Here is a 15,999-nt window from a genome sequence, read left to right on the forward strand (position 1 = left end):
TGTACACCTACGCCTCCACAATGGAGCCGATGAGTGTGCCCCTTCGGGCAAGCTGAGCGGCCACTCAGGGCGCGCGGCAGGCAAACCCATATTTGGTCAGGCTGCACGCGCGCTTGATGCATTGCGCCGCGTGATATCCATGTTCCTTGCATGCCCTCAACGTTGCGGCCATCGTGGTGTCTCGCTCCGCCGGTGTTTCTTTCGCAATCGCCGATGCGCGTGCCGGCCGGGGGGCGGGCTCGCGTTCGCGCTTTTCCGATGCCGGTACGGCCGCCCTGCGGGCCTGCTCGTGTGCCTTCCGGGCCGACGGCTTCGGTTTCGGGGAAGCAGACCCCTGGTCCGCCGCTGGTTCACGCTTCGGCGGCTTCCGAGGCCCGATCCGGTCCGATGAAGGGGACTGTTTCCCCTTGGCGGCAGCAGGCGGATCAGGTTCCAGCATCACGAGCGGCGGCACGGCAGGTGAAGGAGGGCTCGCCGGCACGGCGGGCGGTGCATGCAGCTCAGCGTCAGCTTGCGGCGTAAGCGGCTTTTTTGCTGCCATCGCTGGCAGCTTCAGGGCCTCATCGGCCTGGGGCGCTACTTTCGATTTATCGGCGCTGGGCACGAGCGGTCGGGCATCGTTGCGCCCCTCGTAAAGCCACCGGCCGCCCAGGATGAGCAGGGCAGCTGCAAGCACGCACGCGCCCCAGAGCAGATAGCGCCGCCCGGACCGCGCAGGCCAGCTCGTGGCAGGCGTGAACGGATCAGCTTCCTGCAATGCCGGCGAGGCTGGCGTGAAGTCGAACACAGGGTCTTGCAGCGAAGTTGCACTGTGCGGCGGGTGCGGGGCACGCGTGGGCTCGGCTGCGGGAGCGGCGGGCATGTGCAGGGGCTCGGCTGCGGACATGTCCAGCGCGTGCAGGGGCTCGACCGCCGCAATGGCGGGGTCATGCTGCGGTCCTGGAGGCACGTACTGCGCCTCCAGGGCGGCGATTTCCTCAATGAGGCTGTGTAACTCCAGGGCTGCCGGTTGTTCAGCTGCCTGCGTCGTCGTGGCAACCGGCGGCTCCCCGGCAGGCTTCTGCCGCCAGGCGCCATCGAACCGGGACCTGGAGGGCGCCCCGTTCTCTGCAGGCGCACGGTCCGGGACCTGTTTGCCTGCCTTCGCGGCATCGACTATTTTGGGAGGCACGAGGGGTAATGCAGCGCTTTGGCCGATGTCTTCAAGCAATTGCGTCTTCATGATGTGCTGCCCACTTCTCAGTTCCAGAGGCTAGAGCTTAGCGCTTTTTGGAAATCACGTTAGTTCAGTTCGCGAGCAGACATGGGCTTGTTTGGCAGGAACAGGCCCGCCTGTGTTCAATGCCCCAGCAGCCGCAAACTGCGTTCCCACTCCTCGCGCCACGGGTCGAGGAACTCATGCGCCGAGAACGTACGCGACAAACCGCGCAGCGGCACCCGGTACACGTCGTGCAGGCCGAGCGCGAGCACGACCGGGTTCCAGACGATCTTCGACTTCGCCTTCTTCGTGCTTGCCTTGATGCGGGCGCCGTCGTCGCCGAAGATGCCGCCGCCTTCCGCCAGCGCCGTGTCGAGGTTCAGTTTCACGAGCGGCCCGAAGGCGGCGAGCGCCTGTTCCTTGAAGATGCCCGCCGTCGATTCGGCCGCCGGCTTCGGTTCCGGCTGCGGCAGGGCTGCGCGCTTGACCGTCTTGACTAGCTTTTCCAGCTCCTTTTTCAGGAAGCGCAGCTCGTGCAGTTCGCGCCGGAAGCCCGGTGCGGGCAGGGTGGTCACGATCTTGTACGCGTCTTTGGTGATCGTGATCAGCACGTCCTCGCTGCCGGCTGCGAGGCGTGCGGTGTCGCCCTCGTAAAAAATCGGCGCGGCATAGCCGCCGTTGGCGTCGCCGAACAGCTCCGGACAGGCGGCGTCGTAGTCGAGCCAGACATAGGGCGTGACGCCGTGTTCGATCAGGCGCGCCAGGGTCCAGGGCGATTCGGTTTGCTGTTCCAGCCAGTCGCAGGCTTGTTCGAGGGTGGCGCGGTAGGGCAGGATGGTGATGGTCATTCAGCTTCTTTCAAACGGCGTAATTGTGCGGCCTGATAGGCGCCGAAGGCGTCGTTGAACAGGCAGCGGATCAAGGGGTCGTCGACCAGTTCGGCCGCCGCGAGGTCGGCTTCGACGGCATCGTCGAAGCGCGTGTCGTTGATCCGCATGTACATCGAGGTGAGGGACTCGCCCGATTCCAGCGCTGCAAGCAGCTTGGCGGCCGGGATCTCCGTGGTCCAGGCCAGGGGCGCGGCGTCGCTGCCGACGGCTTCGATGCTGTCTTTCTCGACGCGGTAGTGCCAATGCGTGCCGCTGCCCGTGTGATCGAAGACCGAGAGACGCCAGATGCGCGGCTGCTCGAAATAGCTGTCCTCGGGCAGTTCCATGTCGCGGTACCGGTCGAGCAGGCCGGTGTCGCAGTATGCCGTCACGCGTTCGGCCGCTGCGGCGGATAAAGCCGGAAAGCGGCGCGCGATCTCGCCGGTCGCCGGTGCGATTGCCGCCGGATCGTACGCGTAATCGACATCCTGCTCGCCGACCGGAACGACCCAGTCGAGGGCAGGCGCGGGCGCGAGCGAGGCGCGGTCAAGCCGCATCGAGACGGACGGGTTCATGCGCACCACGCGCGCAGCCGGCAGCGCGGCTTCGACTTCCTGTTGAAATTGCCGATAGCTGATCGGGAAGAAGGCATAGTTGTACCAGGACCAGGGCTCCTGCAGGAACTGGCAGGAACTCGGCACGACATAGCGTGGGTTCAAGGCTTGCAGCTGCTCGATCCACTCGGACGGCAGCGTCGCCGGCGCAGGCGAGGCGCGCGACGGCGACAGCACCTCGATCTCGCGCATGGTCTGGAAGGGCCACAACACCATGTCCCAGGGGCCGTGCGCGGCGAGCGCCGGCAGGGTGTCCGGATCGATCCAGGAGTCGACCACGTTCAGCACCTTCAGTCCGTCCGCTTCGACCTGGAACATCGAGTCCACGTCCGGATCCATCGCGATGCGCGGCGTAACCGTGAACGGCCCGACGTGCACCGGGACGTCGATGTGCAGGGGCTGCACGTGGACAAACCCCAGCGCGCGCACCATGTCGAACAGTTCGTCGAACAGGCAGTAGATGTGGATGGGCGTCGCGCGGTCCAGCAGGTCGAGGCTCTCGAGCGAGCAGTGGTCGTCGTGGAAGTGCGAGATGAAGACCGCATCGAAACGCTGCTGCCGGATCTGCTCGCGCTCGAAACGCACCGCCGGAAAGGCGTGGCAGTTGCGGCTGAAGGGATTCTCGAAGATCGTATCGAAGGCGAGGCGTGTACCCTCGCATTCGAAGAGGTAGCCGGCGTGCAGGATCCGGGAAAGTTGAAGCGGCATAGAAAGCGTGAGGGTGGAGCCGGGAAGAAAGCTGCCCGGCCAATCCGCCATGTTAACACGGCGGGTCTGCGCAGTCTCAGCTGAACAGGCCCTCGTCCGATCCGCCGTCGTAGTTATCGCCGGCAAAATCGTCGGTCCCCGAGCCGATGCCGTCGAGCAGGGAATTGCCCGCGCTGTTGTCGAGGCCGCTATCGCCGAGCAGGCTGCTGGACGTGTCGTGCCCGCCGCCGCTGTTCTGGAAGTCCTCGATCGGCGAGGTCAGCGACGAGAAGGCATCGTTATTGCCGAGGAAGCCGTTGCCGTCGTGATTATGATGACCGAGCAGGTTGCCGAGGCCCTGGAACAGGAAGGCACCGGCCGCGACGCCGGCCGCGGTCGAGGCGATACTGCCGAGCGCACCGCCCATGCCGCCGCCCATGCCACCCATGTTGCCGCCCCGGAAGAAACCACTCGCGCGGTCCAGCATCGAAGGCTGCTGGTAAGGCTGCTGGTAAGGCTGCTGGAATTGCTGGGGATGTTGTTGCGGATACTGCTGCTGGGGCGCCTGGCCGGCGTAGCCTTGCGCCTGGACCTGCTGGCGCTGGCCGGCACTGTTGCCCCAGGCATTCGGGTCGAGGAACTCGCCGCCTTGCGAGCCGCCCTGCAACTGGCGCTGCAACTGCGCGATCTCGGCCTTGGCATTGTCGAGCGCCCGTTGCTGCAAGAGGGCGCGCTGCACGAGCAGGTAGGCAGCATCGGGCTGGCGGGCCACGGCCTGCTGGATCATGGCCTCGGCCTCGGGGTCTTTCGGCAGGTCGCGCGCCTGCACGAGCTGGTTCAGGAAATCCTGCAGTAACTGGGTATCTTGCGGACTCATGGTGTCACCCTCCACATTGGTCTGAATGGTCAATATTGCACCAGTTCGGGCAGTTTCAAGCGTCCGGATGGCTGCGGCCGGTATTGCGTGCCGGCGCCGGCGCGCTTGTGGCATCCTGCCGGCTCAAGCTGTCCAACCCACCAGCGACACCGAAAGGAGGCGCGCATGGCCCGGCGTCCGGGGATCTTCCCCACATTCTTCCTGTCCGGCTTCGAATGCTCCAGTTTTTCGTGGGGCGACGGGGTGCGGCGCAACCTGGTTGCGGAAACCGCGCACGACCGCCATGCTGCCGACGATTACCGATTGCTCAACAGCCTGGGCATCGCCGTGGCGCGCGAAGGCATCCCATGGCCGATGGTGGACAAGGGCGGCCACTACGATCTCTCGCACGTAGACCGCTATATCGCCGCCATGAACGCGAACAAGGTGACCCCGATCTGGGACCTCTGCCACTACGGCTATCCGGACGACCTGGACCCGTTTTCGGACGCCTTCACGCGCCGTTTTGCCGACTATTGCCGGGCCGCCGCCGAATACGTGGTGCCGAAGGTGCGCGGCCCGCATTTCTTCACGCCCATCAACGAAATTATCTTCTTTTCCTTCTGCGCCGGGGAATGGGGCTGGGCCGCCCCCTACCGCTGCAGCCGTGAGGACCGCATCCGGCTGCGCCTGGCCCTGTGCAAGGCGGCGATCGCCGGGGTCAAGGCGATCCGCGAAGTCGACCCCGGGGCGCGCATGGTGCACGTCGATCCGCTGGTGCGGGTGGTGGCGCCGCGCGATCGTCCCGACCAGGCGCAGGCCGCGGAGCACGAAACCTGTGTCGACACCTTCCTTGCCTGGGACATCATCGGCGGCCGCGAACATCCCGAGCTTGGCGGATCGCCCGAGATCCTCGACATCGTCGGCGCCAACGTCTACTCCTTCGGGCAGATGGAATTCCGCGAGCACGGCCCGCATGCGGCGCTGCCGCCCGGGGACGACCGCATCGCGCCGCTGTGCGACATGCTGGGCATGGTGTGGGAACGCTACCGGCGGCCGATGATCATCGGCGAAACGAGCGGCCTGAAACATGGCCGCGCCGACTGGCTGCGGGACGTGATGGGTGAATCGCTGGCGGCGGTGCGCCGTGGCATGGACCTGCAGGGCATTTGCCTGTTTCCCGCCGTGGACATGCCGGACTGGCATACGGGGGAGTGGGTACACAACGGCATCTGCGACCTGGTCGAGGCCGACGGCGACCTGGCGCGGGTGCCGGACCAGGCCTTTGTCGACGAACTGCGGCGCTGGCAAAAGGAGCTGAACCGGGTGACGCAGCTCGACGAGGACCCGTACAGCGATCCGGTGGAATTGCAGGATGTGATCGATGCGGCGCAGCGGCTGAATATGCAGCCGGACAAGGACTGGCATTAATGGAACGCCCGGCCAGCCCTGGGAAGGGATAGCCGGGCGCTCAGTGACAGCTCAGATCAGAACGCGGCGATACCGGTCTGTGCGCGGCCCAGGATCAGCGCGTGGATGTCGTGCGTGCCTTCATACGTATTCACGACTTCCAGGTTGACCATGTGGCGAATGATTCCGAACTCGTCCGAGATGCCGTTACCGCCCAGCATGTCGCGCGCGGTGCGGGCGATGTCCAGCGACTTGCCGCAGGAATTACGCTTCATCATCGAGGTGATTTCGACGGCGGCCGTGCCCTCGTCCTTCATGCGGCCCAGGCGCAGGCAGCCTTGCAAACCCAGCGTGATTTCGGTCTGCATGTCGGCCAGTTTCTTCTGCACCAGCTGGTTCGCGGCCAGCGGTTTGCCGAACTGCTGGCGGTCCAGCGTGTACTGGCGCGCCGTGTGCCAGCAAGCCTCTGCCGCACCCAGCGCACCCCAGGCGATGCCGTAGCGGGCCGAGTTCAGGCAAGTAAACGGACCTTTCAGGCCACGCACGTCAGGGAAGGCGTTTTCCTCGGGGCAGAACACATTGTCCATCACGATCTCGCCCGTGACCGAAGCGCGCAGGCCGAACTTGCCGTGAATCGCCGGCGCCGACAAACCTTTCCAGTCCTTCTCGAGCACGAAGCCGCGGATCGCGCCTTCGTCGTCCTTGGCCCAGACCACGAAGACGTCGGCCACCGGCGAATTGGTGATCCACATTTTGCTGCCGGTGAGGGAATAGCCACCCTCGACCTTGCGTGCGCGCGTCACCATCGAACCGGGGTCGGAGCCGTGGTTTGGCTCGGTCAGGCCGAAGCAGCCGATCCATTCGCCGGTGGCCAGCTTCGGCAGGTATTTCTGCTTCGTCTCTTCGTTGCCGAACTCGTAGATCGGCACCATCACCAACGACGACTGCACACTCATCATCGAGCGGTAGCCGGAGTCGACCCGCTCGACTTCGCGTGCAATCAGGCCGTAGGCGACGTAGTTCAGGCCGGGGCCGCCGTACTGCTCGGGAATCGTCGGGCCCAGCAGGCCCAGCTCTCCCATTTCGCGGAAGATGGAATTGTCCATGCGCTCGTGGCGGAAGGCCTCGAGGATGCGCGGCTGCAGCTTGTCCTGGCAGTACGAGGCGGCGGCGTCGCGGATCATGCGCTCGTCGTCGGTGAGCTGGCTGTTGAGCAGCAGCGGATCGTCCCAGTGGAATGCCGTTTTGGTCATGATGGTCTCTTTAAAATTTAGGTAACTAAGGCACGAAAATAAGGCGCGAAATCAGCGCGCAAAATACAGGTCGTGCAGGTGTTCCAGGCTCACTTCCGAAGCCGCTTGCGACAGCACGACTTTCCCGCTTTGCATCAGGTAAACGTGGTCCGCGATGCCGACCGCGCGCTGGGTGTTCTGCTCCACCAGCACGATGGTACGCCCGTCGCCCTTCAGGCGCGCCAGGATCTCGAACAGTTCGTTGACCATCACCGGCGCCAGGCCCAGCGAAGGCTCGTCGATGATCAGCAGTTTCGGGTCGCTCATCAGGCCGCGCGCCATCGCCAGCATCTGCGCTTCGCCGCCCGAGAGCGAACCGGCGAGCTGCTTGCGGCGCTCGCGCAGGCGCGGGAACATGACATACGATCTTTCGAGGTTGGCGGCGGCGTTGGCGCGATGCTGCGGCGCGAACGCGCCCATCATCAGGTTTTCCTCGACCGTCATGTCGCGAAACACCATGCGCCCCTCGGGAATCATCGCCATCGACACTTCGTTCATGCGCCAGGTCGGCATGCCGTTCAGCGGTTTGCCGTCGAGCGTGATCGAACCCTGCGCCACGGGAATGAGGCCCGTGATCGCGCGCAGCAGCGTCGTCTTGCCGGCGCCGTTGGAGCCGATGATGGTGGTCAGCTTGCCCGTCTGGACGGTGAGCGACAGATCCCACAGCACGTTGATCGCGCCGTAGCCGGCGCGCAGGTTGGTAATCTCAAGCATGGTCCGCTCCCTGGTCTGCTCCCGTATAGCTTTTTACGACAGCCGGATCCTTGAACACCTCGGCCGGCGTGCCTTCGGCGATCAGCTGGCCGAAGTTCAGCACCGCCACGCGCTGGCACAGGTTGCTGATGGTTTCGATGTCGTGCTCGATGATGCAGATGCCGACCGCGAATTTTTCGTGCAGGCCCTTCAGCATGTTCATGAAGGCGCGCTTGCCGTTGGTTTCCAGGCCCGCCAGCACCTCGTCGAGCAGCAGCAGTTTCGGGTCGGTGGCGAGGGCCTTGGCCACTTCCAGCGCCTTCAGTTCGGTCAGCGCGAGGCCGGTGGAGGCGTCGCGCCCCGCTTTTGCTGCCAGGCCCGTGAAGTCGAGGATCTCGTCGAGGCGGCGCTCGTCGAGGCGTCCGGTGCCGAAGCGCTGCGCCACCTGCAGGTTCTGGCGCACGCTCAGCTCGTGCATCGGCTGCGGCACCTGGAAAGTACGGCCGATGCCCATGCGGGCACGCTGGTACATCGGCGCCTTCAACACGTCCACGCCGTCGAACACGATGCGGCCCGCGGTCGGGCGCACCAGGCCGGAAATGGCATTGAACAGCGTGGTCTTGCCGGCGCCGTTCGCGCCCACCAGGCCGACGACGTCGCCGGTGCCGATGTTGAGCGACACGTCGTTCACGGCAGTCAGGCCGCCGAAGCGCACGGTCACGTTTTCAAGCTGTAGCATCTTTTTTCCTCATGAACTTGCGCGCCAGGCCGAACAGGCCGTCGGGACTGGAGATGATCATCGCGACGAGCACCACGCCGAGCACCAGCTGGTGACCGGTCGGCATGATGTTCTTCACGAACAGCTGGTCGACGAGGTAGACCACGACCGCGCCGACCAGGGGACCGGTGATCGTGCGGTAGCCGCCGAAGATGGCCGCGACGATCGGGATCGTCACCCAGCCTGCGCTGAACGCGTAGTCCGGTTCCAGGAAGTTGATGTAGTGGGCATTGAAAGCGCCAACCACGCCGCACATGAAGGCCGAGACGATCAGCATCAGGCCCTTCAGCAGCGTATTGTTGACGCCCACCACGCGCGTCGCATCCTCGCTGTCGTGCATGGCGCGCAGGGCCAGGCCGTGCGGGCTGCGCCGGATCATGTCGTAGACCAGGGCGAACACCAGCACGATGCTGAGGATCACCAGGTAGTTGCCGGTCTTGCCGGCGAAGTCGAAGCCGAACAGTTCAGGCAGGCGCGGGATGCTGGCGATGCCGCCCGAACCGCCCGTGACCGACTGCCATTCCGTGGCCAGGATGCGGAAGATGTGGGCGTAGGCCAGGATGGCGAGCGCGAAGTAGGGGCCGCGCAGGCGCAGCACCGGCAGCATGACGAGCGCCGCGACCACCGCGCCGACGCCGCCCAGCAGGATACCGATAAAGACCGGCACCCCATGCTGCATCGACAGCACGGCCGAGGTATAGGCGCCGACGCCGAAGAAGGCCGCGTGGCCGAAGCTGACCATCCCGCCCAGGTTGCCCAGCAGGGCCCAGGACAGGGCGATGCCGCCGATGACGAGCGAGGCGATCACCAGGCTCATGACGTAGGCATTGCTGCCCAACAGGAGCGGCACGCCGATGTAGGCGGCCACGAGGACCGCGATCAAGGTTTTGTTGAGTTTCATCCGCGCCTCTTGGTAGCACCGAACAAGCCGTTCGGCATGACGAACAGCACCAGCAGGAAGAGTCCCATGCCGGCCAGTTCCTGCAGGGCCGAGCTGGCCAGGGTGACGGTCAGCGACTCGGCGATGCCGAGCAGGACCGCGCCGATCAGGACGCCCGGAATCGAGCCGATACCGGCCAGCACCGTGATGATGAAGGCTTTCACCGTCAGCACGCCGCCGGTGGCCGGGGTGATTGTGCCATAGCTGAACAGGGCGACGCCGGCAAAGGCGGCCAGCAGGCCCGCGACCAGGAAGGAGACCAGTTCGGTGCGGCCCGGGTTGATGCCCATGAGTTTGGCGGCGTCGCGGTTGCTCGAGACGGCGCGCACCGCGCGGCCGTACCAGCTGCGCGAGAGCCACCACCACAGGGCCACGATCAGCACGATCGAGACTAAGAAGAACAGCACTTCGCTGCGCATGCTGTAGAGGTCACCGACCTGGAAGGCTTCCTGCATCCAGGCCGAACTGGTGGCGCGCACGTCCGCGCTCCAGATCATCAGGACGATATTCGTGAGGATCACGCCCACGCCATAGGTGAGGGTGAGCGAATTGATTTCGCGGTTGGTCTTGATGCGGCCGACCACGAAGTAGAGTGCGGCCGAGGTGGCCGTCACGATGACCACCGCGATCGGGATCGCCGCGGCCGGATTCCAGCCGAGCTTTGTTTCGACCGTGTAGGCGATGTAGGCGGCCAGCAGCACCAGTTCGCCGTGCGCCAGGTTGATCACTTTCATGGCGCCGAACACCAGCGCCAGTCCCAGGGCGATCAGCGCATACGAGCCGCCCTGCAGCAGGCCGGAGTACACGGCCTGCAATATTAATTCCGTCATGTCTGCATTCCAATTGAGTTCATGCGGGCGGGAGCGCGGCCTCAGTCAGCCGCGCTCCCGGCTACTTCCTTACCAGGGCACGCCAGGGAAAACTGGTTTACCGTTGGCGGACTCTTTTGGCCAGACGAGGACAACCTGCTTGCCCTGGTGCTGTCCCATGCGCTGCACGAAGTTCGGGTTGTCGCCCTTGGCGTTGAACTGCACGCGGCCGATCAGGGTCTGCTTGTCGGTCTTGCGCAGTTCGTCGATCACGCCGCCTTTTTTCAGCGTGCCCTTGTCGGCGGCGCGTGCGATCGCTTCGAACAGCAGCATCGACTGCACATAGCCGAACTGGCCCAGGTAGTCCGGGTCCTTGTTGTGCAGCTTCTTGTAGCCGTCGGCGAAGGCCTTGCCCTCGGGCGAAGTGAAATTCACCGGGTAAGGCAGGACGGCGGTGCCGTACACGTTCGGCATCAGGTCCGGGAAGTCGGCCGCCATTTTCGGCGTGGCCAGCGACCAGACGCCGGCGATGGCTTTCACCGAGGACGGCTTCAGCACGCGTGCGGCGCGCAGGATGCCGACATAGTCATTCTCGTAGCCGACCATGGCGATGAATTCCGAACGGTCCTGCAGCTTGACCTTGTTCAGGATCGGCTTGAAGTCGGTGATCGCCGGATCGAAGGCGTGCATGCCGACCTTGATGCCTTTGGTGGCCAGGGTTTTCTGCACGTCCGTGGCCAGGCCCTGGGTCGCGTCCTTGGTCGAGTAGATGATCGAGACCGACTTCACGCCCAGGTCCGAGATCAAACCGACCAGGGCCTTCTGGTAGCCCGCCGTATTATTAATGCGGAAGAAGTTCTTGCGGCCGGCTTCCACCAGGCCGTCGTCGACGCCGCCCGAGGTCATGTAGGCCAGGCCCAGCTTGTTCGCCGCGTCCGAGGCGGGCGAGATGTTGTTCGAGCCGTAGCCGCCGGTGATGGCGACCACGCCTTCGCTGGCCAGCTTCTCGACCGCGGCGACCGCCTTGGCAGGGGCCGACTCGTCGTCGACCGTCACCAGCTTGATCGTGTGCTTGCCGTTGGTCTTGTTGAACACCTCGGCGGCGACGCGGATGCCTTCCTGGGTGCCCATGCCGACCCGGGCCAGGGGGCCGGTCAGCGGAATCTGTACGCCGACCAGCAGCTCATCTGCCTGCGCGCCGGTAGCAAAAACTGCCATGATTGCCAGGGCGATGCTTGTTGTCTTCTTCATTGTCTCCACCTTCTCAGTTGTGTTCACTAATGTTCACCATCGGGTCCCCGTCAAGGGACCTGCTTTGTTGCACCGGCGGGTGTCATGCCGCCGGCAAGGTTCTGCACATCCCGGGCAAGCCCTGCGCTCAGCCCAGGTTCCGTCCCATGCTCATTTCCACGTTGCGCACCAGCTGCACCAGGCGCGGGCCGAGGTCTTCGATCAGTTTTTCCTTCGGCAGCAAGAAGGAGGGGCCGCCGCAATTGAAGGCCATCGTCTTGGCCGGGTCCGGGTCGACCAGGGGTACGCCGACGGCGCTGATGTTCATGTCCCACAGGCCCGAGGACAGGCAGAAGCCGCGGTCCTGGTAATCCCGGAAACCCTGTTCCAGGTCGGCCTTGATCTTCGGCCAGTTGGTCTCGGTCTGCAGGCGGATGTGGTCCATCAGGAAGTCGCGATCGTTCTGGGGCAGTCCGCACAAATAGGCCTTGCCCATCGCGGTGGTCGCCAGCGGAATGCGCGAACCGGCGTCGCGGCGCAGGGTGACGGCCGCGCTGCCGCGGCAGGCTTCCACATACACCATCGAGAGGCGGTCGCGGATGCCGATCGCCACGCTGCACTGGGCGTATTCGGCCAGTTCCTGCATCGCGGGACGGGCCAGCTTGCGCACGTCCATGTTCGCCAGCAGCGTATAGCCGAGCGCCAGCACGGCGGCGCCGAGCTGGTAGCGGCCCTGGTCGGCGGAATAGCTGAGGTAGCCCAGTTTGGTGAGCGTATAGGTGAGGCGCGAAATCGTCGGCTTGGGCATGGAGGTGCGCCTGGCCATCTCGCTGTTGGTGAGATAGGTCTCGCCAGGGCGGAAGCAGCGCAAAATCTCGAGGCCGCGTGCCAGGGCCGTCACGAACTGGCGGTCCTTGGCTGCATCGTCTTCGAAGGATTCGATTTCGTCTTGCATGGGTTCTTTCGTTGTCTCGGTGCCTGGCGTCTGGGGTCAGGTCTGGCCGGATATTCACACAAGCGAAAGAAGAGTGTCAACTGTTTCGTGAAATGGTAGTTCGCACAGCGAAACGTTTCGACACCTTCCCCTATGACAGCGTGGATGAGCTATCAAATTCCCGCGGGAAATGCGAGGCGTCCTTACGGTAAAGACGTTTCAACATGGGCATTTACACCGGCGTCGGAAATGGAGTATCGTTATTTTTGCCGCAATCTGCAAAACATAATTCCGCACAGCGAAACGCTCAGCGCATACCACCATGAGGAGACAGGCTTGATGAACTCTGCCGCACCCGCCGCCGCACCCGCCGCCGTCACGTCCACCCGCCATGACGACGTCCTGCTCGTCACCATCGACAATCCGCCTGTGAACGCGCTCGGCGTCGACGTGCGCCGCGGCCTGCTCGCCGCCATCGAGGCGGCCGACGCCGACCCGGCCATCAAGGCTGTCGTCCTCGCCGGCGCAGGCCGCAACTTCCTCGGCGGCGCCGACATCCGCGAATTCGGCAAGCCGCCGCAAGCGCCCGCGCTGCCCGACGTCTGCAACCGGATCGAAGCCTGCACCAAGCCGGTCGTCGCCGCCATCCATGGCGCGGCCCTCGGCGGTGGCCTGGAAGTGGCGCTCGGCGCACACTACCGCGTGGCGCTCGGCACGGCCAAACTCGGCCTGCCGGAAGTGCTGCTTGGCCTGCTGCCCGGCGCCGGCGGCACCCAGCGCACGCCGCGCCTGGTCGGCGCGCCGGCCGCGCTGGACCTGATGCTGAGCGGCCGCCACATCGGCGCGAAGGAAGCGGCGAAGCTCGGCCTGGTCGACCGTTTGATGGAAGGCGAGGACGCGGCCGCCGCCGGCATCGCCTATGCCCGCGAACTCATCGATTCCAACGCAGCGCCCAGCCGCACCAGCGAAGCAGGCGCCTTGTCCGATCGCGCCGCGACGCAATCGGCCATCGACGCCGCCCGTGCGGAAACAAGTAAGAAAGCGCGCGGACTGTTCTCGCCCCTGAAAATCGTCGATGCGGTGCAGGGCGCACTGGACCTGCCGTTCACCGACGGCCTGGCGCTGGAGCGCAAGCTCTTTATCGAATGCCTGGACAGCCCGCAGCGCGCCGGCCTGGTGCACGCCTTCTTCGCCGAGCGCGAAGCGGCCAAATCGCCGGAGACCCGCTCGGCCCAGCCGCGCGCAATCGCCAGCGTCGGCATCATCGGCGGCGGCACCATGGGCGCCGGCATCGCGGTCGCCGTGCTGGACGCCGGCCTGCCGGTCGTCATGATCGAGCGCGACGAGGAAGCGCTGGCCCGTGGCCGCGCGAACGTCGAAAAAGTCTACGACGGCCTGGTCGCCAAGGGCCGCATCAAGCCTGAGGCCAAGGACGCCATCATGGCGCGCTGGAGCGGCAGCACCGCCTACGACGCCTTGTCGCAGGTCGACCTCGTGATCGAAGCGGTGTTCGAAGACATGGCCGAGAAACAGGCCGTGTTCAAGGAACTCGACCGCGTCTGCAAACAGGGCGCCGTGCTGGCGACGAACACTTCCTACCTCGACATCGACCAGATCGCCGCATCGACCGCGCGTCCGCAGGACGTCATCGGCCTGCACTTCTTCTCGCCGGCGAACATCATGAAGCTGCTCGAGATCGTCGTGCCGGCGAAGGTCGCAGCCGATGTCGTCGCCACCGCCTTCGAACTGGCGAAGAAGCTCAAAAAAACCGCAGTGCGCGCCGGCGTCTGCGACGGCTTCATCGGCAACCGCGTGCTCGCCGTGTATGGCGCGGCGGCGCAGGCGATCATGGAAGACGGCGCCTCGCCCTACCAGATCGACAAGGCGGTGTGCAATTTCGGCTATCCGATGGGACCCTTTCAGGTCTCCGACCTGGCCGGCGGCGACATCGGCTGGGCCACCCGCAAGCGCCGCGCCGCCACGCGCGATCCGAAAGCGCGCTATGTGCAGATCCCGGACCGCCTGGCCGAGCGCGGCTGGTTCGGCCAGAAGACGGGCCGCGGCTACTACCTCTATCCGGAAGGCGCTCGCATCGGCACGCCGGACCCGGAAGTTGAAGCGATCATCGATGCCGAACGCCAGCGCGCCGGCATCACGCCCAGGACCTTCACCGACGAAGAAATCGTGCGCCGCTACCTGGCGGCGATGATCAACGAAGGGGCGAACGTCGTGCACCAGAAAATCGCCCTGCGTCCGCTCGACGTCGACGTGACCTTTGTCCACGGCTACGGCTTCCCGCGCTACCGCGGCGGCCCGATGCACTATGCCGACACGGTCGGCCTCGACAAAATCCTGGCCGACATCCAGGAATTCGCCAAGGAAGATCCGCTGTTCTGGAAGCCTTCCCCGCTGCTGGTCGACCTCGTTGCACGGGGCGCGAATTTCGCCAGCCTGAATAAATAACATACCTAGAAACACCTACAGGAGACTCGCCATGCGCGAAGCCGTCATCGTTTCAACCGCCCGCACCCCGCTCACGAAAGCGCACCGCGGCGAATTCAATATCACCTCCGGCCCGGAACTGGCCGCCTTTGCCGTGCGCGCCGCCGTTGAGCGCTCTAGCATCGACCCGAGCCTGATCGAGGACGCGATCCTCGGCTGCGGCTACCCGGAAGGCACGACCGGCCGCAACGTCGCGCGCCAGGCCGTCATCCGCGCCGGCCTGCCGATCACGATTGCCGGCACCACCGTGAACCGCTTCTGCGCCTCGGGCCTGCAGGCGATCGCCATCGGCGCCGGACGCATCGTCGTCGACGGTGCGCCGGCCGTGATCGCGGGCGGCGTCGAATCGATTTCGCAGATCCGCACGCGTGACTCCGGCGACTCGGGCATGGACCCGTGGATCCTGGAAAACAAGCCGGCGCTCTACATGCCGATGATCGAGACCGCCGACATCGTCGCCGCGCGCTACGGCATCTCGCGCGAAGCGCAGGACCGCTTCTCGTTCGAGAGCCAGCGCAAGACGGAAGAGGCCCAGCTGGCCGGGCGCTACAAGGAAGAGATCGTCGCCTGCACGACGACGATGGCGGTGACCGACAAGGAAACCAAGGCCGTGACCAAGCGCGAAGTGACGATCGGCGAAGACACCTGCAACCGCCGTGGCACCACCTACGAAGGCCTGGCAAAACTGGCGCCGGTGATGGGCGAAGGCAAATTCGTCACGGCCGGTAACGCGTCGCAGCTGTCCGATGGCGCGTCTGCCTGCGTGATGATGGAAGCGAAGGAAGCCGAACGCCTGGGTTTGAAACCGCTGGGCGCCTTCCGCGGCATGGCGGTGGCCGGCTGCGAGCCGGACGAGATGGGCATCGGTCCCGTGTTCGCGGTGCCGAAACTGCTGGCGCGCTTTGGCCTGACGGTCAATGATATCGACTTGTGGGAGCTGAACGAAGCCTTTGCTTCGCAGGCGATCTACTGCCAGCAGCGCCTCGGCATTCCCGACGAGCGCCTGAACGTGGACGGCGGCGCGATCTCGATCGGCCACCCCTTCGGCATGACCGGCGCTCGCCTGGCCGGCCACGTGCTGCTCGAAGGACGCCGCCGCGGCGCAAAATATGCCGTCGTCACGATGTGCATCGCCGGCGGCATGGGCGCCGCCGGCCTGTTCGAGATCTTCTGAGGACGCATTTAAG

Annotated in this window: 14 protein-coding genes; 3 read left to right on the plus strand and 11 right to left on the minus strand. The window is 65.2% G+C overall.

All coding sequences use genetic code 11. From position 1 onward, the window contains the following. Positions 1 to 64: 64 nt before the first annotated feature. The 4 genes from AC1MEM_RS15125 to AC1MEM_RS15140 all read right to left on the minus strand — a co-directional run bounded on the left by AC1MEM_RS15125 (position 65) and on the right by AC1MEM_RS15140 (position 4,245). Positions 65 to 1,222, minus strand: coding sequence for a hypothetical protein (locus tag AC1MEM_RS15125; protein WP_499471749.1), 1,158 nt, complete (start codon positions 1,220 to 1,222; stop codon positions 65 to 67). 116 nt (positions 1,223 to 1,338) lie between these two features. Continuing rightward, on the minus strand, positions 1,339 to 2,046 hold the full coding sequence (locus AC1MEM_RS15130; RefSeq protein ID WP_499471751.1) for a hypothetical protein: 708 nt from the start codon (positions 2,044 to 2,046) through the stop codon (positions 1,339 to 1,341). Then, on the minus strand, positions 2,043 to 3,389 hold the full coding sequence (locus AC1MEM_RS15135; RefSeq protein WP_499471753.1) for an MBL fold metallo-hydrolase: 1,347 nt from the start codon (positions 3,387 to 3,389) through the stop codon (positions 2,043 to 2,045). The genes AC1MEM_RS15130 and AC1MEM_RS15135 overlap by 4 nt, the downstream gene beginning before the upstream one ends. 76 nt (positions 3,390 to 3,465) lie before the next feature. Beyond that, a complete protein-coding gene (locus tag AC1MEM_RS15140; protein ID WP_499471755.1) occupies positions 3,466 to 4,245 on the minus strand; it encodes a DUF2076 domain-containing protein in 780 nt (259 codons plus the stop codon). Positions 4,246 to 4,410: 165 nt separating this feature from the next. Here AC1MEM_RS15140 and AC1MEM_RS15145 point away from each other — a divergent pair, with 165 nt between their 5' ends. After that, positions 4,411 to 5,655 carry a glycoside hydrolase family 1 protein gene (locus AC1MEM_RS15145; RefSeq protein WP_499471757.1) on the plus strand — a complete coding sequence of 415 codons (1,245 nt, stop codon included), beginning with the start codon at positions 4,411 to 4,413 and terminating at the stop codon, positions 5,653 to 5,655. A gap of 56 nt (positions 5,656 to 5,711) precedes the next feature. Here AC1MEM_RS15145 and AC1MEM_RS15150 read toward each other — a convergent pair whose 3' ends face one another. From AC1MEM_RS15150 to AC1MEM_RS15180, 7 genes are all read right to left on the minus strand, one after another. After that, entirely contained in the window at positions 5,712 to 6,887 is a 1,176-nt protein-coding gene (locus AC1MEM_RS15150; RefSeq protein ID WP_499471759.1) for an acyl-CoA dehydrogenase, read from the minus strand. Positions 6,888 to 6,938: 51 nt separating this feature from the next. Further along, positions 6,939 to 7,640, minus strand: coding sequence for an ABC transporter ATP-binding protein (locus AC1MEM_RS15155; RefSeq protein ID WP_499471761.1), 702 nt, complete (start codon positions 7,638 to 7,640; stop codon positions 6,939 to 6,941). Continuing rightward, the gene (locus AC1MEM_RS15160) at positions 7,633 to 8,358 is read right to left on the minus strand and encodes an ABC transporter ATP-binding protein (RefSeq protein WP_499471763.1); all 726 of its coding nucleotides are present in this window, start codon (positions 8,356 to 8,358) and stop codon (positions 7,633 to 7,635) included. Before AC1MEM_RS15160 ends, AC1MEM_RS15155 begins: the two co-directional genes overlap by 8 nt. Next, positions 8,345 to 9,298, minus strand: coding sequence for a branched-chain amino acid ABC transporter permease (locus tag AC1MEM_RS15165; protein WP_499471765.1), 954 nt, complete (start codon positions 9,296 to 9,298; stop codon positions 8,345 to 8,347). The genes AC1MEM_RS15160 and AC1MEM_RS15165 overlap by 14 nt, the downstream gene beginning before the upstream one ends. After that, the gene (locus tag AC1MEM_RS15170) at positions 9,295 to 10,167 is read right to left on the minus strand and encodes a branched-chain amino acid ABC transporter permease (protein WP_499471767.1); all 873 of its coding nucleotides are present in this window, start codon (positions 10,165 to 10,167) and stop codon (positions 9,295 to 9,297) included. The genes AC1MEM_RS15165 and AC1MEM_RS15170 overlap by 4 nt, the downstream gene beginning before the upstream one ends. Before the next feature lie 69 nt (positions 10,168 to 10,236). Then, positions 10,237 to 11,397, minus strand: a complete 1,161-nt coding sequence (locus tag AC1MEM_RS15175) for an ABC transporter substrate-binding protein (RefSeq protein WP_499471769.1) — start codon at positions 11,395 to 11,397, stop codon at positions 10,237 to 10,239. A 127-nt stretch (positions 11,398 to 11,524) separates the two neighbouring features. Further along, positions 11,525 to 12,331: an IclR family transcriptional regulator gene (locus AC1MEM_RS15180; RefSeq protein ID WP_499471771.1), complete on the minus strand. Its 807-nt coding sequence runs from the start codon at positions 12,329 to 12,331 to the stop codon at positions 11,525 to 11,527. A 318-nt stretch (positions 12,332 to 12,649) separates the two neighbouring features. Here AC1MEM_RS15180 and AC1MEM_RS15185 point away from each other — a divergent pair, with 318 nt between their 5' ends. Then, the gene (locus AC1MEM_RS15185; RefSeq protein WP_499471773.1) at positions 12,650 to 14,773 is read left to right on the plus strand and encodes a 3-hydroxyacyl-CoA dehydrogenase NAD-binding domain-containing protein; all 2,124 of its coding nucleotides are present in this window, start codon (positions 12,650 to 12,652) and stop codon (positions 14,771 to 14,773) included. Between the two features lie 31 nt (positions 14,774 to 14,804). Further along, positions 14,805 to 15,986 (plus strand): acetyl-CoA C-acyltransferase, encoded by a 1,182-nt coding sequence (locus AC1MEM_RS15190; RefSeq protein WP_499471775.1) that lies wholly within the window; start codon positions 14,805 to 14,807, stop codon positions 15,984 to 15,986. Positions 15,987 to 15,999: the final 13 nt, after the last annotated feature.

Source organism: Telluria sp. AIW5 (assembly GCF_056680575.1).